Raw genomic sequence first — 19989 nt, forward strand, 5'->3', positions numbered from 1 at the left:
GGCGTGGGGCCTCTGCCTCTCGCGTTTTTTATGGCGGCTCTCAGTGTGGCCTCGCCAGAGAGAACGGCCCCTTCCGGGGCCGTTCTGATACGTCGGCAACCGCCCAGAGCGTTCGCCGCATGTGTGCTTGCTGCTAGGGATAGAATCCCGTGGGCTTTTCCGAGAGGTTGATGAGGATGTTTTTTTGCTGGGTGTAATGCTCAAGAATGATCTTGTGCGTTTCACGCCCGATGCCCGACTCCTTGTGCCCGCCAAAGGGCGCGCCGGCCGGGATGCTGTTGTAGGTATTCACCCACATGCGGCCTGTTTCAATGGCGCGGCTTATGCGCATGGCCCTGTTGATGTCGCGCGTCCAGACAGCGCCGCCCAGACCGTAGGGGCTGTCGTTGGCCATGGCCACAACTTCCTCTTCCGTTCTGAACTTGATGATGACCGCCACGGGGCCGAAGATTTCGTCCTGCGCCACACGCATGGTGTTGGTGACGTTGCCGAGCAGGGTAGGACGCATGAAGCAGCCCTTGGCAAGCTCGCCATCCGTGATGCGCTCGCCGCCGCAAAGCACGGTGGCTCCCTCCGCCTTGGCCTGTTCAATGCAAAGCTGAATGGCCTTGAGGTGCGATTCGTAAATCTGCGAACCCATCTGGGTTGCGGGATCCCACGGCAGGCCAACCTTAACGCGGTTGAAGCGTTCCACGGCTTCTGCCACAAACTGGTCGTAAATGTCCTCATGCACAAACACGCGCGACCCGGCGCAGCATACCTGCCCCTGGTTGAACAGAATGCCCATTTGCAGGCCGTCCATGGCCAGATCCCACTGACAATCGGGAAAGTAGATGTTGGCCGATTTGCCGCCCAGCTCAAGGGTGGAGGGGATGAGGCGTTTTGCCGCTGCAAGGCCAACCTGACGGCCAACTTCTGTAGACCCGGTGAAGGCCAGCTTGCGGAAGCCGGGATGCTCGAGCATGAACTGGCCGGAGCGGGAGCCGCGCCCGGTGATGACGTTGAACACGCCCTTTGGCAGCACACCTGCAATAAGCCGCGCCAGCTCCAGCACGGAAAGGGACGTGTGGTTGGAAGGCTTGAACACGGTGCAGCACCCGGCGGCAAGCACGGGGGCCAGCTTCCAGGCAGCCATGAGGAAGGGGAAGTTCCACGGCACAATCTGGCCCACAACGCCTATGGGTTCGCGGAACACCAGGGACATGGTGTTTTCGTCCAGCATGACGGCGGTGCCTTCATCGGCGCGCACCACCCCGGCAAAGTAGCGGAAGTGGTCGGCGGCAAAGGGAACGTCCACATTCATGGTTTCCCGGATGGGCTTGCCGTTGTCCAGGGTTTCCACCATGGCAAGGTGTTCTTTGTTGGCATCAATAATGTCTGCAATTTTCAGCAGCATATTGGCCCGTTCAATGGGGTCGATCTTTTTCCAGCTGTCCCAGGCATTGTTGGCAGCCGCCACAGCTGCGTCCACGTCTTCCTTGGTGGCTTCGGCGCAGGTTGCCAGGCGTTCGCCATTGGCGGGGCAGAACGTTTCAAACGTGCCGCCGTCAGAGGCCTGTTTCCACTGGCCGTCGATGAATAGGGAGTACGAATCCTGAATATCCGGTTTGTTCATGAATCACTCCTTTTTTTTAAACCATGATTGTCTAAAAAGACAATAGGGGAGATATATGGATTGCAAATCCATATTGAATAGTAGATTTTTGTTCATGATGGCATGATTTAATACACATTGTGAAAAAAAATACAATTTAAAATTATATTTATATAATCATGCAACACTATAAAATCTGCTTGTTGCGTAGTAAATAAAGCAATGCAGGCTTATTTTGCAAATGTGTCACGCTATTATTGCGTAGCAGGATGGCTCGATCAAAAAAGATATGGGATTCAGCCAGGATGCGTAAAAGCACACTGCCTGAATCCCATAGTAATGGCGGTATGTCGGAATGAAATCAGCTTTCGGCTGAGCGGTAACCGTGCGAAAAATCGGCGGCGTACAGGCGGGAGGGCGCACCCTCGCGGCTTTCTGCGGGCAGCACAAGAAAAACGGTCTGCCGGGTGAGGTTGTGGCGTGTTATGCACTGGGCCAGCTCGCCCAGCGTTGTCCAGTGCAGCTGCTCCTCGGGCCAGCTGACCATATGGGCGCAAAAAACCTGGGTTTCTGGCGGCAAGCTGCGCGAAAGCTCGTCCTGAAGAGCCTGACCTGACGCTGCGGAAAGGTATACGGCCATGGAGGCCCCATGCTGCGCCAGCAGATGCAGATGTTCGCGCGGCGGCACCGGAGTGCGCCCTTCAAGGCGGCTGATAATGAGGCTCTGGGTTACTTCCGGTACGGTAAAGGTAATGCCCGCCGCAGCCGCAGCCGCACAGGCGGCGGTAACGCCCGGCACCACACGCCAGGGGATGCCGTCCGCATCCAGCAGGGCGGCCTGTTCGCGCAAGGCGCCGTACAAGGAGGGGTCGCCCGTATGCACGCGGGCCACGGAGCGGCCCTCCAGCGCGGTTGCCCGCACCAGCGCATGGCACTGCTCAAGATTCAGTGGGGCGGAATCCACAACCATGGCGTTGGGCGCGGCGCAGGCCACCACCTCGCGCGGTACCAGCGAACCCGCATAGAGCACAAGGGCGGCCTGCTCAATGGCCTTGCGCCCCTTGATGGTCATGAGGTCTGGATCGCCTGGCCCTGCGCCCACAAATGTAACGATGCCGGGCGTAATCCCGGTCTGCTGCGCGTTGTCCATGCTGCTACCTGCCTTCGGGCTGTGCGCCGGACTGGATGGGAGCAGGCGCGGGTTTTTGGGCGGCAAGCAAAAATACGGGGTTCATGGCCGCCAGGTGCACATCGCCGCCAAGGCTCTTGCCCTCAGATGCGCTGATTTGCAGAATTTCCACAGGCCAGCCCATGTCTTCAAAAAAGCGGCGGCACAGGCTGAAACTGTCCAGAAGCACACAACTGACCACCACGCGCCCCCCCACAGGCAGGCGCAGGCATACATGCCCCAAGATGTCATCCCCGTCATCACCGGAAAGGCCGCCGCCTATAAATACCCGTTGCGGATCAGGCAGACCGGGCAGGCATTCGGGGGCTTGCCCGAGGCGTACTTCCACATTGGCCGCGCCAAAGCGGCGGCGGTTTTCCTGAATGCCCATGGCGCGGCCGGCGGAGCGTTCCACCGCGATCACGCGGCCCTCGTGCGCCAGCACGGAAGCTTCAAGAGCCACAGCGCCCGAGCCGGAACCGAGATCCCACACCACATGCCCGGCTTCAATGCGCAGCAGCGCCAGAGCGGCGGCGCGCACGGGCTTTTTGCTTATGAGGCCACGGTCAACCGCAAGCTGGTCGGCGTCAAGCCCAAGATGCGGGCGGCGGGCCGGAGCCATCGGTATCAGCACCATTGTGCAGGCCGGGCCAAATTCGCGCCCAGCGGCATCGGCCATGCTCAGGTGGCTGACGCATTCATCGGCAGCGCCCATGCGTTCAAAAATATGGGCATCAAACCAATCCACCCCACGGTCGAGCAGATGGCGAGCGAGCACATCGGGCGACATGCGCGCATCAGTAAGGATGCAGAGCGGCGCATTCTTGCCGCAGGCCACGTTGAGGGGGCGCAAATCATCTCGACCGTGCAGGGAGAGGCAGATAACCTTGTGCCACGGCAAGGAAAGGCGCGCGCAAGCCTGCTGCAGAGAACTGACAGCGGGCAGCAGGCGCACGGCATCTGCCCCCATGCGGCGCACAAGGGTCGCGCCGATGCCAAAGAGCAGGGGGTCGCCGTCTGCCAGCACAAGCACACGCTCCCCTGCGGCCCGCAACTGGCTGAGCCGGGTGAGCAGCGGTTCCAGCGGCGTGGTCAGGGGCAGCAGCCGCGCCTTGAGAGCGGGGCCTGCTGCGGGTGAGGCATTCTGATCGTCTGCTGTCTGGTCATGTGCGGGCTGACCTTCTGTGGAATGTCCGTCTGCGGCACCCGTTGCTGCCAAGTTTGAGGTGTTGCTGGATTCCAGACTACTGCTGGAAAATTCCTCCAGCAGCATGCGTCCGGCGCAGATCACATCGGCTTGTTCCGCCAGCTGGCGCTGCGCTTCGGCCAGACCTGCCATGCCTCGCGGGCGTGCGCAGTCGAGGCCCATGACCGTGATGGGTTCCGGCGCGACAGTTGTTGGCTCAAAAACAAAGAATGACTGCAACATTTCCGACATGGGCGGCCAGTCATCCTGCTCGGACGTGCCTGCAACGGCGGGGCTGGCGGGCGTGGCTGCGCGAGTTGCGGCAATGGCAGGCGCGCTTTCGGCCTCAGGTGCGGCCTGTGTGGTATTGGCGGCAAGAGTGCTTGTAGCTGCTGTTGCAGCGGATTCGCCCGCCAACTCTGCGGGCGCAGCAGGGGCTTCATCGGCGTTTGCGGGAGTGGAATCTATAAGGAGGGGGTCATCCCTGTCTGATGCGTCCGCATCTGCCGTTTCGGTGTTCGCACTGCCAGAGAAGGGCAGCGCTTTATCCGTGGTAATCGCGGCGTCACAGTGCGGAGAGGCGGGCTCCGCAAAGGCGCAGATATTTGGGGCAGCAGCCGGGTCGTCAGCAGGAAATTTCGGCAAGTTGGCAGCCTGCTCAACAGCCTCGGCAGCGGCCTGCGCAAGGGGCTGACCTGCAGGATGCTCGCAGGGAGTCTCCAGTGGGCCAGCGGCAAGGGCCTCGGCCGGAACTGTGTTGGCTGCGTCATCGTCCCGTGTCTGGGTGTCGGGCGTATGGGTTGGCACGGCAAAGCCGGGCAGTGAGACCTGATGTTTCATAACGCCAATAATTCCCTGCCGTCAGTGTGAAAAAGGTGCAAGCTCACGGGGCGGCCTGCAAAAAGTTGCGCTGTGCGTGCCGCCTGCTGCGCCACCCGCTTGATAGTCTCTGCCCCGGCGCTGTCTGCCAGCAGCAGTTCCAGTGCGTGAGCTGCTGTTACGCACCGGGTGACGGCATCCGCGCAGGCAGCGCCAGCCTCGCTGGCAAGCCGCCCAAGGGCCTGCATGTCCAGCGTGGAATCCTTGGCATGAGTGTACGCATGCCCTTGGGCCAGCTTGACCAGTTTACCAAAAAAACAGCCCCAGATAATGCGCTCAAACTGCATGCTCCCTACAGCTTGCAGGGAGAACTGCGCAAAATCCGCCACCTGCACAAAGCATCGCTCCGGCAGCTCGGGGTAGCGCTCCATAAGCAGCCGTTCAGAGCGCCTTCCCGTGGTCAGGCATGCGCATTGGCAGCCTGTGGCGCGGGCCACGGCAAGTCCCTGCTCAATGGTGGCCTTCCACGCATCATGGCTGAACGGACGCACCGTGCCCTGGGTTCCCAATATGGAAATGCCGCCTTCAATGCCCAATCTGGGGTTGAAGGTCTTGTGCGCCAGCTGCGCGCCAGCAGGCACGCTGACAAATACCGTCAGCCATGTGCGGCACTGGAGGGCAGCGGCATATTCCTGTTCCTGCGCTTGCAGGGCGTAGGTTATCTGCTGGCGTGGTACCGGGTTGACCGCAGCCTGACCAATGGCTACAGGCAGACCGGGCAAGGTGACGCGCCCCACCCCCGGCCCTCCCTTTATAATGATGTGGTCGGGGTATGCAACTGCCGTGTCGGGGTATGCCCCCCCCGCGTTATGGGCGGGCGTATGCCGTACCGCATCCTCGACCTGGTTTGCAGGGCGATGCTTGGGGGGCAGCGCGCTCTCGACCACCGTGGCCGTTATGCGCGCGCCAGACGTGGCGTCAGGGTCATCGCCGCCGTCCTTGATTATGCTGGCGTGGGCAATGGCAATGATGCCCGGTGGAGGCGGATCGGTCAGCCCGCTTGCGGCGCCAGCTTCGGCAGCAGCCCATGCGGCGTCCAGTTCCGGCGCAGGGCCTGTGGCGCAGCTTTCAATGTTCAGGCGCAGCCAGCCCCGAGGCTCAGGCCGGCCATTGCTGCCCTTGCACTGATTGTGCTTGCCCTGACCACCCCCAAAAGGGGGCAGGGGCACCGGGACTGCATCCGGCGCTGTGCCTGTGCGCAACAGTTGCAATGCGGCCAGCGCTGCCCCCGTGGCGGCGCTGCCGGTAGTGAACCCTTCCCGAAGCTTTTCGGCCATGCGTCAGCTCAAAGTGGGGGACAAACTGGATGTCAGGCCGGGAGCCGGATTTGGGGCCAACCCGGGGCGGGCGTCAGGATCGGGCAGCCAGACCTTGCCACGGGCCACAAGCGACACCGGGCCGTCTATGCCAGCCATATCAAGGCCGCCTTCGGCAAACAGCCGCACGTCCAGGGCCGAACCGCCGGGCTGCATGATGGAAAAAGATCGGCGTGTGCCTGCACGCGCAAGGCACAGGGCCAGGGCCAAGGCCCCTGAACCGCAGGCATTCTCAAGAAATGTTGTTCCAGCATCGCGCACATGCACAAGGGGCAGCATGTCCAGCAGGCCCTGGCATTCCCGCCACCAGATGACGCCTGCGGCAGGTTCGGCCTCAAGGCCGTGCTGCTGGCGTAGCTGGGCGGCCACGGCATGGCAGTCATCGGGCAGGGGGTGCGTTGCCCCGCCAAGCAGCAGATGGCAGATGCCCGGCAGGCGAACCAGATGCGCGCCTTTTTCTATAGTAGTAATGGAATATTCAGGGAGGCGCAGCAGGGCCTCCACCTGCCAGAGCGGGGCAGAGCCTCGGGTGCGCAGGCGCACAGGCGTCTGCCAGCCGGAAACCTGGATTTCATCAAAGCGGACAGGGTTTTCTGCGGGGGCAGCAGCTTCGGGCGCTCGCTCGTTGCGAGGGGCAATTCCGTCCAGCATTCCCTGTTCCGGGCCTGAATATTGGGCAGAGTATGCCAGCAAGGCCCCCACAGCGCGGCTGGCATTGACGCAAAATTCACCGCCCGCCATGCGCAGCTTGTGCTGGGGCAGGTTCACAAATCCCGCCTGTTCGCCCCCAAGCATGGAAGAATCCAGCGCCAATGACGCCAGACGCGCCTGTTCTGCCGGGCGCTGGCCAGTGTCGGGGAAAAGCAGGGTGGTGTTGCCCCCGGGGCTCCATTTGGAAAAAGTCAGTGCAGGCATGGAAAATCCTTGGTTCTTGACAAAGTATGCCTCAGCCCCGGCTAGCTGTCCAGCGCTGGCGGCAGAGTGGGGGCAGCCGCCAGATTTTTGCTGACAAAAGGAAATAATCGGATGTACGTTGCAGTTGGACTGTGATGAAAAAGCGAAAGAGTGTTTCCTATTTACAACTTGCGGTTTTTCCTAAACGCGGGTATGTGAAAGGCAGTTGCCGTCTCCAAGGCCTATGGCTGTGAGTGAGCCGGTAACGTGGCGGGCACACCGCGATTTACTGTTGTTGACGGTAATCGACGACACTAACAACGTTTGGGAGGCAGTATGAAATCGTTTCGTCTTCTTGCTCTTGCGGCCGCTCTTGTTCTGAGCTACGCCGTGGCCGCTGCGGCCGCTCCAGCTTGTAACAAGAAAATTGAGAGCTTCGACTTCGTAGTGGACTATTCTGGTTCCATGATGATGAAGAACGACAGGCTCAAGCAGGACAAGATTGTTGTGGCCAAAAATGTGCTTACGCGCATCAACGCCGCTATCCCCGCTCTGAGCTACAATGGTGGCTTGCACACCATTACGCCCAACAGCGCCATCATTTCTCAGGGTCCCTGGGACCGCGCCGCCATGGCTGCGGGCATCAAAAAGCTGCGTAGCGACTTTGATATTTTTGGTCGCATGACCAGCATGGGCACCGGCTTGCAGGCGTATGAACCCTTCATCTCCAGCATGAAGCGCGACGCCGCCCTGATCCTCGTGACCGACGGCGACAACAACCGTGGTACCGACCTCGTGCAGGTTGTGAGCCAGATGTACGCCAGCCAGCGTAACCTGGTTGTGCATGTTATCTCCCTGGCCGACACCCCCAACGGTGAAGCCACCATCAAAAAGCTCGGCGCTCTGAACTCCAACGCCATTGTGGTGCGCGGTGAAGATCTGGCCACCAGCGATGCCGCTGTTGAACGCTTTGTGCTTTCCGTGTTCTGCAAGGACGAAGACGTCATTGTGCTGCGCGGCGTGCACTTCGCTTTCAATTCCTATGCTCTTGACGGCAAGGCCATGGGCATCCTGAACGAAGCCGCCACCCTGATCAAGAACAACCCCAACAAGCGCGTTGTTCTCTCCGGCTGGACCGACTTTGTGGGTTCCGATGCTTACAACATGAAGCTTTCGCAGGAACGCGCCAGCTCCGTGAAGAACTACCTCGTGAAGCAGGGCATCCCCTCCAGCCGCATGACCGCCATTGGCCGCGGCAAGTCCTTCAAGTATGACAACAAGACCGACGAAGGTCGCGCCATGAACCGGCGCACCGAAGTGTCCTTCGAGTAATCTCGGAGCGTCTTCGCGTCAGTCGAATTAAAGCAAAAGCCGGGTGGTGTATGCCGCCCGGCTTTTTATGAGGTGCATGGCACATGCGTAAGATTCTGGCACTCATTCTCACGTTGGGGTTGACCACTGGCGGTTGCGCCTGGTTTGGCGGCTCTTCTTCCACAGATGAAGAAATAAAGCCCGCTCAGCCGCAGGAACAGACCGCAGCCCCCGAACCGGCTCCGGCCCCTGTTGCTCCTGCCAAGGACGCGAAGGGCAAGAAGGGTAAAACCAAGGCCGAAAAACCGGCTGAAGTTAAGCCCGTTGCCACCAAAAAAGGCGCGAAGACCGAAGCCCAGGTCGCCGCCGAGCTCACCATGGTGGGCAACAGGCTGGCTGCCCAGGCTGCCCGCACGGTGATGCCTTCCAAGTCTTCCAGGGAAGTGCGCCAGGACGGCAAGGATTACGTGGGGACCTACATTGATGTGGACTCTTCCAACGTAACCACTGAATTGCGCCCCAGCCCCACTGGTCAGTACGTCGGCTTTATCCGGTATCAGGAAAGGGTAATGGATTGCCGTGGCAAGACCCGTCAGGAAGCGATGTCTACTGCTTCGTGCGAACAGGTCAAGGCCCGCAACATTAACGAGCTGATCCGTTTTGACGGTTCGACCTGGCAGTATTAGCAAAAGTAGTAACGCCGCTCTGGTTGCGCGCTGCCTGGTGCTGCGTTCTGCCGGAGCGGATGTTCCACGACCGGTGATTCGCCGTTCGTGAAGAGATTTCAGCGGGGTTTCGGCCCCGCTTTTGCTTTTTTTGATCGTGAGCGGCGGTGCCACCGTACAGACAGAACTGCACCCGCAGGCTGGCCCTGATACGCAGAATGGACCGGGCTTTTGGCCCTGGCAATACGGTCAGAACAAAATGGGTGAATTGCCCTTGCCAGTGGTGGGAGCGGCAAGAGCCAGATCAGGCGGCATCGCCTTTTAGAAAACCCTCGGGCAGGTGATCGCGAATCCAGCGCGCGCACTGGGCCGGATTTTTACCCTCGGCGGGGCAACGCAGGGTTGCATAATATGTATACAGGGCCTTGCGTTCGTTAAAAATATCCTCGAGCTTTTCGCCGGGGTTCATGGCAATGCCGCGTTCTGGATTGCGGGCGATGCGTTCTTCAATCAGATGAAAGGGCACATCAATATAAACGACAGGCCCAAGCGCAGCCAGATGCCGCATGGCCGCATCGCGGTAGATGACGCTGCCGCCAGTGGCTATGACCGTTCTGTTGGCCTTGATGGCGCAGATTACTTTGCCCTCGGTATCCAGAAAGGCTGCCTTGCCCAATGTGTCGGTGATGTCTTGCAGGCGTGCGCCGTAGGCGGCTTCGATCAGGTGGTCGCTGTCAACAAAAGCCCATCCCAGCTCCTGCGCCAGGGCTGAACCCACAGTGGATTTGCCCGCTCCGGCCATGCCTATGAGGGTTATGCAGGGGGCAGGCATCGAGGGGGCTGCGGTTAAATCCGGCTTGCTGGACATGCGGACTCCTGAATTGCTTGAATGGAAGCGCATGGCCTCTATGCGGTCATGCGGGTGCATACGTAAATTTCTGAAAGTAAATCGGTTAGTGGGAATGTGCCCAAGCCAACGCTGCCTGTCAACGCCGGGCTTTGCCAACCAGCGGCTGACGGTGCGCAGCATTCTGCATTCTGCATTCTCCTCTGCGCCGGAGCTCTTTTTTTTCGCAGGCTAAAGTTTTTTTGCTTCAAGGCCGATAAGCGCAGTAGAGGTGAGTTTTATGCGCAAGACAGTTGGTATGTTATTGCTTGCTTTTTTGGCATTTTCCCTTTGCCGCGCTCCCGTTGCGGCCGCCGTGGAGGCCGTCCCCCTGCCGCCTCAGGTACCTGCTCACACAGCCTCCGGGGCCACCAACCTTACCGATGTGTGGCTGCACAGCGGTGGCGGGCGGCTGTATTGGAACACACTGGTGACGCCCCGGCAGATTGCGCTGGAAGGGGCGCGGTTTGTGGATCCTGCGGCTGTACCGGAGTTGGCCATGACTCCTCAGGTGGACAAAAAAACGCCCGCGCGCCAGGCAAAGCGCAAGGTCAAGGTTTCAAAGGCCGCCCCGCAGCCCGCCACATCTCCGGCACCCAAGGGGGTGGGCAAAACATCTCTTCCGGCGCCTGTCAGCAGCAGCGCCATCCCGCCGCTGAGCAACGCTGCTCCAGCGCAGGCCAAGTCTGGCGCTTCTGCTGCTGGCCCGACCAAAGCGGCCAATGCTGTGCCCGCGCCAAGTTCTGCGCCCATGCCATATTCGTCGGCAGCGGCATCGTCTGTGGGCAGTATTGGTGGTGCTGGTAGCGGGGCTATGCCAGATGTGCCCGCACCACCGGCATTTTCAGCGGATGACGTGCTGCCGAGGGCCAACGCCCGGCCTTAACGCCTTGAGATATCGGGTATCCTGGTTCGTGATGACTGCGCACGCGAACCATGTTTGCCACACGAGCCGCCTGCGCCGCTTTGAAGTATCCGCTAAAAAATGTGTGAAGGCGCTGAGATCAGATTTTTTTTGAGCGTGGCGCGTTTACTCTTGCGGCATGTTTGCAACAAGGGCATTGTAGTCGCGCGTCGTATGGGGAATCTGGCGCTTGACGGAGACCGTGCTGGCGTGTATGTAGCTTCTTCCATATATTTTAACGCCAGGGCAATGCTGCCCTTCCGCGCTTAAAAGCCGGGGGTAGCCCCAAAACCGCTCAGGCCCGGCGTGCCGCATCGCTCCGGTGGTCGGCCCAAGGCCCTGCCGGAAATTTTTTAAGGAGTCTGCCATGAAAAGAACATATCAGCCGAGCAAAATCAGAAGGGCCCGCACTCACGGGTTCCGTACCCGCATGGCCACCCCCAGCGGGCGCGCCATCATCCGTCGTCGCCGCGCCAAGGGCCGTAAGGTTCTGAGCGCCTAGCGGGGCGGGCTTGCCCCGTTCTACATGGGTATTCCCATGAACCAGAATGGTCTGCCGCAGCACCTGCGGATACGCCGTAGGGCGGAATTCGTAGCGTGCTATGAGCGGGGCAGGCGTCTGCATACAGAGCATTTCCTTGTTTTTGTGCTGTCGGGCAATAGTCCCGGTCTAGCTGCGCGCACTGGCATGGCTGTTTCCCGCAAGGTAGGCAATGCTGTTGTGCGCAATCGCGTCAAAAGGCTGCTGAGGGAATTTTATCGCCTGCATCGCAGCGATTTGCCCAAAGAAGCTGACATCGTTACCGTTGCTAAAAAGCATGCCGGAGAGGCTGCGCTGGATTTGGCCAGCGTAGCCGCCGAGCTTTTGCCGCTGATGCGGCGCGTGGTTCGGCGAGAGCCGGGCCGTCCGGCATTGGATGGGCTGCCATGAGTCATTTGCTGCGTAATCTGTGCATATTACCCATACGCGTTTACCAGCTTTGCATCTCGCCAGTGCTTCCCCCCGCCTGTCGGTTTTATCCCACCTGTTCCGCCTATGCCGCAGAGGCCATCATGACCCACGGCATATTCCGGGGCGGCTGGCTTGCGCTCAAGCGTCTTGCCCGCTGCCACCCCTGGGGCGGTTCAGGCTATGATCCTGTTCCACCACCAAGACGTCCCCGTGACGTCCCGCCACTGTCCCAGGAGTGAACGCCCTCATGCAAGACGGAAAAAATCTGATCATCGCCATCCTTTTGTGCCTCGTCGTTATTGTGGGCTGGAGTTACGTGTCCGAGTACATGGGCTGGGTCCGCAAGCCTGATCCGGCCATTGTTGCCCAGCAACAGCAGGAGCAGCAGCAGGCTGCCCAGCAGCAACAGGCCCAGCAGACCGCCGCAACCGCGCAGCAGGCCATGCCCGTATTCACGCCCGCCCCGGGCCGCGACCTCACGGTCAACTCCCCCCTTTATGAAGCCGTTTTTCACACTGGCGGCGGCGCGCTGCGCTCCTTCAAGCTCAAGCAGTATCAGACCGGTCTTGCGGTGGATTCCCCGCTGGTCAACCTTGTTGACCCCAAGACCGCCGCAGTTGCCCCTCTGGGCCTTGTGGTAAACAGTCAGCCCTCGTGGAGCACTGGTCAGTGGTCTGTGGAAGGCAACGAAAACGGCCTGAACATCGGCGCCGGACAGCAGGGCGTGCTGCGCTTTGACGGCGAGGTGGACAGCCTGCGCGTTATCCGCGAAATGACCTTTAGCTCCGATACCTATCTTATCCGCGAAAAAATCCGCGTGGTGAACACCACAGATCAGGCCCGCAGTGTTCGCGTCAGCTACACTGTGGCCGCCGATGCCAGCAATGCCGCAGGCGACCGTTACGATGCCATGCGCCTTGCCTGGGACAACGATGGAAGCCTTGGCGAAGAATCTTCGCCCAAAACGCTTGAAACCACAGGCGCGCAGGTTGCTGGCAAGATTTACTGGGCTGGCACCATGAGCACCTATTTTCTTGCTGCGGTGCTGCCCGGCGACACGAGCAACGTGACCGTCAAGGGCCGCATGCAGCAGAACGTGTTCCGCGCTGCCGTTGAAGAACCTGAAGTGATGCTCGGCCCCGGTCAGGAGCGCGAACTTACGGTTTCTTACTGGGTTGGCCCCAAGGAACGCGCCAAGCTTGCCGCCGTTTCTGACCAGCTTGCCAAGAGTATTGACCTTGGCATGTTCCATGTGATCGCCAAGGGCTTGCTGTGGCTGCTTGAATTTTTCCAGAAGTACGTGAACAACTGGGGCGTGGCCATCATTTTGCTGACGGTTCTCATCAAGGCCCTGTTCTGGCCCCTTACGGCCAAGAGCTACGCCTCCATGGAAAAGATGAAGAAGCTTCAGCCGCACATGGTGGCTATTCGTGAGAAGCACAAGGACAACAAGGAGCTCATGAACAAGGAAGTCATGGCGCTCTACAAGACCTACGGGGTTAACCCGGCCAGCGGCTGTGTGCCCATTCTCATCCAGATGCCCGTGTTCTTTGGCCTGTATCAGGCCCTGCTCACGTCCATCGAGTTGCGTCACGCGCCCTTCATCACCTATCTGCCCGGCACTGACATCATCTGGCTGGCTGACCTTTCGGCTAAAGACCCGTTCTACATCACGCCCGTCGTCATGGGCCTGACCATGTTCATCCAGCAGAAAATGAGCCCCCCGGCCACTGACCCCACCCAGCAGAAGATCATGATGTTCCTGCCGCTGATCTTCACCGCCATGTTCCTGAGCTTCCCCTCGGGCCTCGTGGTGTACTGGCTGGTCAACAACATCCTGTCCATTGCGCAGCAGAGGATGATGGCGAAGAAGTTCTCTACATCCGCAGCGAAGTAGGCCGCCCCGGCGGGTTCGCGTGACACAGCAAGGGGTTCGTATGGAAGGGTTTAAGGAATTCCAGGGAAAGGATCTCGACAGCGCCATAGAAGAAGCCTGCGGCTACTTCAATACAGCGCGTGAAAAGCTCGAGATTGAAATCGTGCAGGACGCCAAGTCCGGCATTTTCGGCATCGTTGGAGCGCGCAAGGCTCAGGTTCGCGCAAGGCGTGTGCAACTGCGCGAGACTGTGGAAAGCATTCTGGGCAGAAAGAACGGCGAGGGGGCTCCGGTCCCTGCGCCGTCTGTCGGGCAGCCCGCATCTGCGAGTGAGAACTCCGGGGCTGTGGAGCAGCGCAAAAACGGCGGCAACCGGCAAGAGCAAGCGCCTACGGCTGCACCTGAGCCGTCAGCATCGGCTGCCCCCAAGACTTCGGGTGCTCCCAACGCTCCCGAGGTTCAGGCCGAAAATGGCCGGGGCGACGGGCGTGACCGCCAGCAGGAGGCCCGCCCTCAGCGTAATCAACAAGACGACAGACGCAACCAGCAGGATGACAGGCGCAACCGGGGCCGCAACCGCAAGCCGCAGTCTCTGGACGCCTTTGAGAGTGAAGAAGATCTGGATGCCGCCGTTAATGGCAATGTGCTGGAAAAACCCGCCGACCGGCCCTTTGATCGCCGGGGCGAGCGTAACGGCAAGCCTGACAGAAATGGGGCCAAGCCTTCCGGCAGAAATTCCAGAAACGACCGGGGCCGTGACCGCACAGGCAGAAATGTGGAAGGCGGAGAAGGCGTGGAGGCGGTCAATCCCGCCGAGACCCCTGCGCGCGAAGCCAGAGGGCGGCGCAATGATTCCCGGCCTGACAGTCAACCTGACAATCGTTCAAGCAACCGTTCCGACACCAGGAACAACGGCAGGGCAGAGGCCCGTTCCGCCCAGCGCGAGAATCACCGCCCAGAGCGCGCACCGCGCCCTGACGCACCTGCGGATGGACTGGAAGATGATTTTGAAGCCGCAGGCGAGGGTTTGCCGGTTACTCCCCTGGAGCAGCTTGACGCCGCAAAACTTGAAGCCCTTGTGGATGAAACCGTGCGCAAGCTCATCCGACCCATTACAGGGGACGGCGTGGGCATCACCGTCAAGATCGGCGGCGGCAGGGTTTATGTGGGCATTGATTGCGATGAAGACTCCGGCCTTCTGATTGGTCGCGAGGGGCAGACCCTTGCCGCCCTGCAATACATGATATCGCGCATTGTATCGCGCGGTATGAATGCAGCCGTGCGTGTGCAGCTTGACGCCGGGGAATACCGCCGCCGTCAGGATGAAAAACTGCGCGAAATGGCTCTGGCTCTTGCAGACAAGGTGCGCCAGAGCGGGCGCTCCTACTCCACAAGGCCGCTTTCTTCGTACCATCGGCGTATTGTGCACGTGTGCCTGCAAGAGGCCGTTGACGTGCAGACCCGCAGTACGGGCGATGGCCCCATGAAGCGCGTGGTCATAATGCGCAGAAAGGGAGAACGCGCCTAGCTTCAGCCTCACTGGCAGATGCGCTAGGCGCGCTCATACCGCAAGCGGGGCCAGCAGGGTCTTGAAGGTGCTTGTTACGTTGCCGGAGAAACAGCCTGACTGGGCGCAGATCTCCGGCAACACGCGTTGGCGAAGCCGCGCAAACATAGGGCAAGATATGGAAACAGCAATGCAGACAGATCGTGGCGATACCATCGCCGCCATTGCAACCCCTCCCGGTGCCGGGGGGATTGGCATAGTGCGCCTTTCCGGCCCTCGGGCCAAGAAAATTCTTGCCCGTATGTTTCTGCCCCTTTCAGCACAGGTGGAAAATTTTCATCCCTGGCTTTTGCACAGGGGCCGCGTGCTGGACTGGAACGGCGAGGCGCTGGATGATGCCCTAGCTGTTTTTATGCCTGGGCCGCGTACCTTCACGGGCGAAGATGTAGCCGAGATTCACAGCCACGGCGGCCCCTTTTTGGTGCAGGCCGTGCTTGAAAGTGCGCTGCGCCATGGGGCGCGGCAGGCTGAGCGCGGTGAGTTTTCGCGCCGCGCCTTTGTCAACGGGCGCATAGATCTGAGCCAGGCCGAAGCCGTGGCCGAGCTTATAGCCGCCCCCTCGCGCGAGGCCCTGCGCTACGGGCTCAACCGCCTGGAAGGCGTTCTTGGTCGGCGCACTGCCGAACTGCGCGAAGAACTGGAAATGCTGCGCGCCCAGATGTGTCTTGCTGTGGATTTTCCTGACGAAGAAGTTGAAGGCATGGAGCCAGCCGCGCTCTGTGAAGTTCTCGACAGGGTCATGCTGGCCGTGCGGCGGCTGCTGGCCGGGAGCAGACGGGCCCAGATCGTGCAGCAGGGCGCCGTGGTGGTGCTGGCTGGCGCGGTGAATGCTGGCAAATCCAGCCTTCTCAATGCGCTGCTAGGGCGCGAGCGCGCCCTTGTGACCGATATCCCCGGCACAACGCGTGATTTTCTGGAAGAAACCTGCAATCTTGACGGCCTGCCAGTGCGTCTGACAGACACAGCAGGCCTGCGGCAGGCTGAAGAAACCGTTGAGCAGCTTGGCGTAACGCGCAGCCGCGAAAAAGTTTCGCAGGCGGACCTTGTTGTGCTTGTGCTTGATGGCGGGCTGCTGGGCGAGGAGGGTGCGGCGGCAGAGGTCTGCCCTGACCCTGCGGCCAGCGAGGTTCTTGACTCTGTGGGCGACACGCCCCTGCTCGTGGTGTGGAACAAATGTGACATTTGCATGCCAAAAGTGTTCCCTCCCCGCTGGATTGGTGCGCGAACCTGTTGCGCAGTGAGCGCACTTTCCGATACATATGTCGAAGAGCTTGCAACCATGTTGCGATCTGTGCTGCTTGGGGGCGGTTCGGATGCCGCGCCGGAAGACGGTCTTGCGCCCAACGCAAGGCAATCCATGGCGCTGGAAAAGGCTTTGAAAGAACTTGAAGGGCTGCGTGCTGATGTTGTTGCAGGGCAGCCTTACGATTGTTGCGCGGTCAGACTTGATATGGCCGCCGCTCATCTGGGGGAAGTGACCGGGCTTTCCAGCCCGGCTGAAGTGCTCAACAGCATATTTGCCCAATTCTGCATTGGTAAGTAACCTATGGATATGGACGTTTTGCGCCGCAGGCTGAGTTGCGAAGAAATCAACGGCATGCCCCTTTTTCATTACGAAGGGCCAGTGCAGGTTATTCGCACCCTGGAGGACTGGAAAAATGCGCTGCCGGATCTGCGATCCGCAGATTTGCTTGGATTTGATACGGAGACACGGCCTTCCTTTCGCAAGGGACGCCGCAATTTTCCGGCTTTGATCCAGCTTGCCACGGCCAATGCCGTGTATCTGGTGCAGTTGGCCTTTTTGCCGTTCGGGCCGCATGTGGTCGAAGTTCTGGCAAATCCCGATCAGGTCAAGGCTGGTGTGGGCATCCGCGACGATATGCGTGATCTTGCCCGCCTGCATGACTTTGAGCCCGCGGGGCTTGTGGATCTTGGCGGAGTGGCCCGTGCGCACAAAATGCCCAGTCAGGGGTTGCGCACCCTTGCGGCTAATTTTTTTGGCTGGCGTATTTCCAAAGGTTCGCAGTGCTCTAACTGGAGCCTCATGGAGCTGACCCCGCGTCAGATTGCCTACGCCGCCACCGATGCCTGGATCGGACGGCTGATTTTTTTGCGCATGTGCGAAATGGGGCTCATTCCCTCCTGTCGCAGCGCGTCCGAGGACGTGCCGTGCAACGATGCCCTGGCAGCGGGGAGCTCCGTGTGAGCGAAAGTGCTTCGCTGTTCTGCTTTCCGCCCCTTGGCCCCAGACTGGTTTTTTTTACGGGCGGCACGGCTCTGCGCGATCTGAGCCGTGAACTGATCCACTACACCCACAATTCCGTTCATCTTGTCACGCCCTTTGATTCCGGTGGCAGTTCTGCTGCTCTGCGCCGCAGCTTTGCCATGCCTGCCGTGGGCGACATCCGTAACCGTTTGCTGGCACTGGCCGACAGCGCGGTTGTGCCCGCCTCGGTAATGGAATTCTGCGCCAGCAGGCTGCCGGAACAGTCGGCGGAATGCAACGATCCGCACGAACTGCGCCAACAGTTGCGCGCCATGGGCAGCGGGGAGCATCCCGCATGGGCGGCGATGCCGCCGCTGTTTGCAGATGCGTTGCGTCTGCATCTCAATTTTTTTCTGCAACGCATGCCCGAAGATTTCGACCCCTTCCGCGCCTGCCTGGGCAATCTGATCCTGGCCGGGGGCTACCTGCACCACAAGCGGGTGTTTGGCCCGGTCATGGCTTTTCTCAGTCGGTTGCTGCAAACGCGCGGCGTGGTACTGCCCATTGTGAGCGAAAGCCTGCATCTGGCGGCAGAGCTGGAAGACGGCTCTCTTGTGGTGGGCCAGCACCGCTTTAAAAATCTCAGCGGAGCAGTGCGGCGGCTGTTCCTCACCGTGCACGAACCAGGCCGGGGATCCGAGCAGGCAGAAAAACTGCAAATCCCTTGCCGCCCGCCTCTTGCCCCGGCCTCGGTGGCTTACCTGCGTTCGGCGGCAGCCATCTGCTATCCCATGGGCAGTTTTTACACCAGCGTGCTTGCCAACTTGTTGCCCCAGAATGTAGGCCGTGCCGTGGCTGCCGTAGAGTGCCCGAAAATTTTTATTCCCAATACCGGAACAGACGTCGAACTGCACGGGCTGACCGTGGCGGGGCAGACAGCCATGATCTTGCGCCATCTGCGTGAAGACGCCCCCGACGCCCCCGCCGAGGCCCTGTTGCAGACCGTGCTGGTTGATGCCCGTAATGGTCGCTACGAGGGCGGGCTTGATGCTGGTGAACGTGACGCCCTCGCCCAACTGGGTGTGCGGCTGGTAGAAAAACACATGGTCTACGAAAATGATCCGCAGCGCCATGTGCCGGAATTAACCGCCAAAGCCCTGCTGGAGCTTGTTCCCGGCAGTTCGGTGACCCTGTGAACAATGAAACTCCCCCCGTGTCTTGCATCGAGGCGCAGCAAGCGACTGCAAAACAGTTTGAAGCTTCCGGTGCAGACATGATCGGCCAGAGGCTGGACTATGCCCTGACCTTGCTGCTGCCGCAGATGGGCCTGCGGGGGCGCAAGCGCAGCATTGAAAGTGGGCAGGTGCTCGTCAATGGGCGCTCCTGCAAGGCAGCGCAACGTTTGCGTAAAGGCGATGTGGTTTCGCTGGCGGATGCGCCGACCGCTGACCAGCAGACCCAGAACGCCGTTGTTGACGCGGTCGATACTGACGCATGCCCTGCAGATGCGAATTTTGAAACTTTGCCCAGGCTTTTGGAGCGGCAGGGCGAGTTCTGCTTTTTTTACAAGCCCGTGGGCTTGCACACTGCCGCATTAACAGGCGGCAACATGCCCAGCCTGGAGAGCATGCTGCCGCAGTTGCTGGCAGGGCAGGGCTGCACTGAGGCTGGCCCTCAAGATGGTGCGGATATGAGTGCGGAGGCTGTGCCCCCTCAGTTGATGCAGCGCCTTGATCACGGCACTTCTGGCATTGTGTGCGCGGCGCTTTCCCCGCAGGCGGCCAAGACTTTCCGATTGGCCGAGGCGGCTGGACGCTGTGAAAAGCGTTATATTGCGCTTTTGGCCGGGCGGCTGGAAGAAAATTTTACCGTGACTTTTGCCCTGCGCACGGACAAGCGCAGCAAAAGCCGCGTGCTTGATCGCGATGCCGGCTGCACACGCTGGACGAATTTTACGCCCCTGCATTATTTTGAAGGGGACGACCTGCCGCAACTCGCCCTCAAAATGGATCCACAGTTCCACCGTGCAGGGCTGACCCTGGCCGGGTGCCGCATCCGGCGTGGCGCGCGCCATCAGATCCGCGCGCATGCCGCCGCTGTGGGGCACCCCCTGTGGAACGATCCCCTCTACGCAGACAAAGATCCCGAAGCTGAAGCTCAAACATCCCACGGCACGTTCTATCTGCACCACGGCTGCCTGCTGCTGCCGGGGACAAACTGCGTCATGCCGCCCCCCTGGTCTTTTTTGCCAGAAGCTGTTGCCCGGCAAGTTTTGGAATGGCTGACATCTGTCGACTGAGCTTTTCTCAGGTTGGTTGTTTTTCCTCAAGTTCACGTAGCAAAGTATTGCGCGCCAGGCAGCGCCGTATTATAGATTGTGCGCTCAATCTATCACGGAATTTTCCCGCGAAAAGTCGCGTCAGCCGCGGAAATGCGCAAAAAAATGACCTCATAACATACCGCTATGATTTGATTTCTTTTTTACTCATTGAAAAGTTTAATTTGACGCCCTGTTTTCTCTTGGCACAAAGTTCTGCCCGGTATAAACGGAAGAGGTCAAACGGGTTGGCGAAGTGATGCTCTGC

General features: G+C 60.1%; 18 protein-coding genes. 12 read left to right on the forward strand and 6 right to left on the reverse strand.

Annotation, left to right across the window (positions count from 1 at the left end; genetic code table 11):
- Positions 1–133: 133 nt before the first annotated feature.
- The 5 genes from ACUZ9P_RS06710 to ACUZ9P_RS06730 all read right to left on the reverse strand — a co-directional run bounded on the left by ACUZ9P_RS06710 (position 134) and on the right by ACUZ9P_RS06730 (position 7058).
- Complete coding sequence (locus ACUZ9P_RS06710; RefSeq protein ID WP_449249134.1) at positions 134–1615, reverse strand: aldehyde dehydrogenase family protein; 1482 nt, start codon at positions 1613–1615, stop codon at positions 134–136.
- 340 nt (positions 1616–1955) lie between these two features.
- Positions 1956–2744, reverse strand: coding sequence for a precorrin-4 C(11)-methyltransferase (cobM, locus tag ACUZ9P_RS06715; RefSeq protein WP_449249135.1), 789 nt, complete (start codon positions 2742–2744; stop codon positions 1956–1958).
- Positions 2745–2748: 4 nt separating this feature from the next.
- Positions 2749–4788, reverse strand: a complete 2040-nt coding sequence (gene cbiE, locus ACUZ9P_RS06720) for a precorrin-6y C5,15-methyltransferase (decarboxylating) subunit CbiE (protein WP_449249136.1) — start codon at positions 4786–4788, stop codon at positions 2749–2751.
- Complete coding sequence (gene cbiD, locus ACUZ9P_RS06725; protein ID WP_449249137.1) at positions 4785–6104, reverse strand: cobalt-precorrin-5B (C(1))-methyltransferase CbiD; 1320 nt, start codon at positions 6102–6104, stop codon at positions 4785–4787. Before cbiD ends, cbiE begins: the two co-directional genes overlap by 4 nt.
- A gap of 3 nt (positions 6105–6107) precedes the next feature.
- Positions 6108–7058: a hypothetical protein gene (locus tag ACUZ9P_RS06730; RefSeq protein WP_449249138.1), complete on the reverse strand. Its 951-nt coding sequence runs from the start codon at positions 7056–7058 to the stop codon at positions 6108–6110.
- A gap of 315 nt (positions 7059–7373) precedes the next feature.
- Here ACUZ9P_RS06730 and ACUZ9P_RS06735 point away from each other — a divergent pair, with 315 nt between their 5' ends.
- Positions 7374–8369 (forward strand): OmpA family protein, encoded by a 996-nt coding sequence (locus tag ACUZ9P_RS06735; RefSeq protein WP_449249139.1) that lies wholly within the window; start codon positions 7374–7376, stop codon positions 8367–8369.
- Positions 8370–8452: 83 nt separating this feature from the next.
- Positions 8453–9034, forward strand: a complete 582-nt coding sequence (locus ACUZ9P_RS06740) for a translation initiation factor 2 (protein ID WP_298992136.1) — start codon at positions 8453–8455, stop codon at positions 9032–9034.
- Between the two features lie 283 nt (positions 9035–9317).
- Here the strand turns inward: ACUZ9P_RS06740 and thrB are convergent, their stop codons facing one another.
- A complete protein-coding gene (gene thrB / locus ACUZ9P_RS06745) occupies positions 9318–9881 on the reverse strand; it encodes a homoserine kinase (protein ID WP_449249140.1) in 564 nt (187 codons plus the stop codon).
- Between the two features lie 259 nt (positions 9882–10140).
- On the opposite strand from thrB, the gene ACUZ9P_RS06750 reads away from it, so the two are divergent.
- From ACUZ9P_RS06750 to ACUZ9P_RS06795, 10 genes are all read left to right on the forward strand, one after another.
- On the forward strand, positions 10141–10785 hold the full coding sequence (locus ACUZ9P_RS06750) for a hypothetical protein (protein WP_449249141.1): 645 nt from the start codon (positions 10141–10143) through the stop codon (positions 10783–10785).
- Between the two features lie 385 nt (positions 10786–11170).
- Positions 11171–11305, forward strand: coding sequence for a 50S ribosomal protein L34 (gene rpmH / locus ACUZ9P_RS06755; RefSeq protein WP_022657771.1), 135 nt, complete (start codon positions 11171–11173; stop codon positions 11303–11305).
- A 36-nt stretch (positions 11306–11341) separates the two neighbouring features.
- The gene (rnpA, locus tag ACUZ9P_RS06760) at positions 11342–11734 is read left to right on the forward strand and encodes a ribonuclease P protein component (protein ID WP_022657772.1); all 393 of its coding nucleotides are present in this window, start codon (positions 11342–11344) and stop codon (positions 11732–11734) included.
- Positions 11731–11994: a membrane protein insertion efficiency factor YidD gene (gene yidD, locus ACUZ9P_RS06765; RefSeq protein WP_136400527.1), complete on the forward strand. Its 264-nt coding sequence runs from the start codon at positions 11731–11733 to the stop codon at positions 11992–11994. The genes rnpA and yidD overlap by 4 nt, the downstream gene beginning before the upstream one ends.
- An 8-nt stretch (positions 11995–12002) precedes the next feature.
- Positions 12003–13652 (forward strand): membrane protein insertase YidC, encoded by a 1650-nt coding sequence (gene yidC / locus ACUZ9P_RS06770; protein WP_298992126.1) that lies wholly within the window; start codon positions 12003–12005, stop codon positions 13650–13652.
- Positions 13653–13692: 40 nt separating this feature from the next.
- Positions 13693–15159, forward strand: coding sequence for a R3H domain-containing nucleic acid-binding protein (locus tag ACUZ9P_RS06775; protein WP_449249142.1), 1467 nt, complete (start codon positions 13693–13695; stop codon positions 15157–15159).
- Between the two features lie 169 nt (positions 15160–15328).
- Positions 15329–16741 carry a tRNA uridine-5-carboxymethylaminomethyl(34) synthesis GTPase MnmE gene (gene mnmE, locus ACUZ9P_RS06780; protein ID WP_298992121.1) on the forward strand — a complete coding sequence of 471 codons (1413 nt, stop codon included), beginning with the start codon at positions 15329–15331 and terminating at the stop codon, positions 16739–16741.
- A gap of 3 nt (positions 16742–16744) precedes the next feature.
- Positions 16745–17404, forward strand: a complete 660-nt coding sequence (locus ACUZ9P_RS06785) for a 3'-5' exonuclease (protein WP_449249143.1) — start codon at positions 16745–16747, stop codon at positions 17402–17404.
- Entirely contained in the window at positions 17401–18600 is a 1200-nt protein-coding gene (locus tag ACUZ9P_RS06790) for a GAK system CofD-like protein (protein WP_298992116.1), read from the forward strand. Before ACUZ9P_RS06785 ends, ACUZ9P_RS06790 begins: the two co-directional genes overlap by 4 nt.
- Positions 18597–19703 carry a pseudouridine synthase gene (locus tag ACUZ9P_RS06795; protein WP_449249144.1) on the forward strand — a complete coding sequence of 369 codons (1107 nt, stop codon included), beginning with the start codon at positions 18597–18599 and terminating at the stop codon, positions 19701–19703. Before ACUZ9P_RS06790 ends, ACUZ9P_RS06795 begins: the two co-directional genes overlap by 4 nt.
- The last annotated feature ends 286 nt before the right edge of the window (positions 19704–19989 follow it).

The organism is Desulfovibrio intestinivivus (genome assembly GCF_053570665.1).

What these genes read in the sequence shown, in the direction of transcription:
- ACUZ9P_RS06710 (WP_449249134.1), bottom strand. Translation starts at nt 1,615, where the DNA reads ATGAACAAACCGGATATTCAGGATTCGTACTCCCTATTCATCGACGGC.
- cobM (WP_449249135.1), bottom strand. Translation starts at nt 2,744, where the DNA reads ATGGACAACGCGCAGCAGACCGGGATTACGCCCGGCATCGTTACATTT.
- cbiE (WP_449249136.1), bottom strand. Translation starts at nt 4,788, where the DNA reads ATGAAACATCAGGTCTCACTGCCCGGCTTTGCCGTGCCAACCCATACG.
- cbiD (WP_449249137.1), bottom strand. Translation starts at nt 6,104, where the DNA reads ATGGCCGAAAAGCTTCGGGAAGGGTTCACTACCGGCAGCGCCGCCACG.
- ACUZ9P_RS06730 (WP_449249138.1), bottom strand. Translation starts at nt 7,058, where the DNA reads ATGCCTGCACTGACTTTTTCCAAATGGAGCCCCGGGGGCAACACCACC.
- ACUZ9P_RS06735 (WP_449249139.1), top strand. Translation starts at nt 7,374, where the DNA reads ATGAAATCGTTTCGTCTTCTTGCTCTTGCGGCCGCTCTTGTTCTGAGC.
- ACUZ9P_RS06740 (WP_298992136.1), top strand. Translation starts at nt 8,453, where the DNA reads ATGCGTAAGATTCTGGCACTCATTCTCACGTTGGGGTTGACCACTGGC.
- thrB (WP_449249140.1), bottom strand. Translation starts at nt 9,881, where the DNA reads ATGTCCAGCAAGCCGGATTTAACCGCAGCCCCCTCGATGCCTGCCCCC.
- ACUZ9P_RS06750 (WP_449249141.1), top strand. Translation starts at nt 10,141, where the DNA reads ATGCGCAAGACAGTTGGTATGTTATTGCTTGCTTTTTTGGCATTTTCC.
- rpmH (WP_022657771.1), top strand. Translation starts at nt 11,171, where the DNA reads ATGAAAAGAACATATCAGCCGAGCAAAATCAGAAGGGCCCGCACTCAC.
- rnpA (WP_022657772.1), top strand. Translation starts at nt 11,342, where the DNA reads ATGAACCAGAATGGTCTGCCGCAGCACCTGCGGATACGCCGTAGGGCG.
- yidD (WP_136400527.1), top strand. Translation starts at nt 11,731, where the DNA reads ATGAGTCATTTGCTGCGTAATCTGTGCATATTACCCATACGCGTTTAC.
- yidC (WP_298992126.1), top strand. Translation starts at nt 12,003, where the DNA reads ATGCAAGACGGAAAAAATCTGATCATCGCCATCCTTTTGTGCCTCGTC.
- ACUZ9P_RS06775 (WP_449249142.1), top strand. Translation starts at nt 13,693, where the DNA reads ATGGAAGGGTTTAAGGAATTCCAGGGAAAGGATCTCGACAGCGCCATA.
- mnmE (WP_298992121.1), top strand. Translation starts at nt 15,329, where the DNA reads ATGCAGACAGATCGTGGCGATACCATCGCCGCCATTGCAACCCCTCCC.
- ACUZ9P_RS06785 (WP_449249143.1), top strand. Translation starts at nt 16,745, where the DNA reads ATGGATATGGACGTTTTGCGCCGCAGGCTGAGTTGCGAAGAAATCAAC.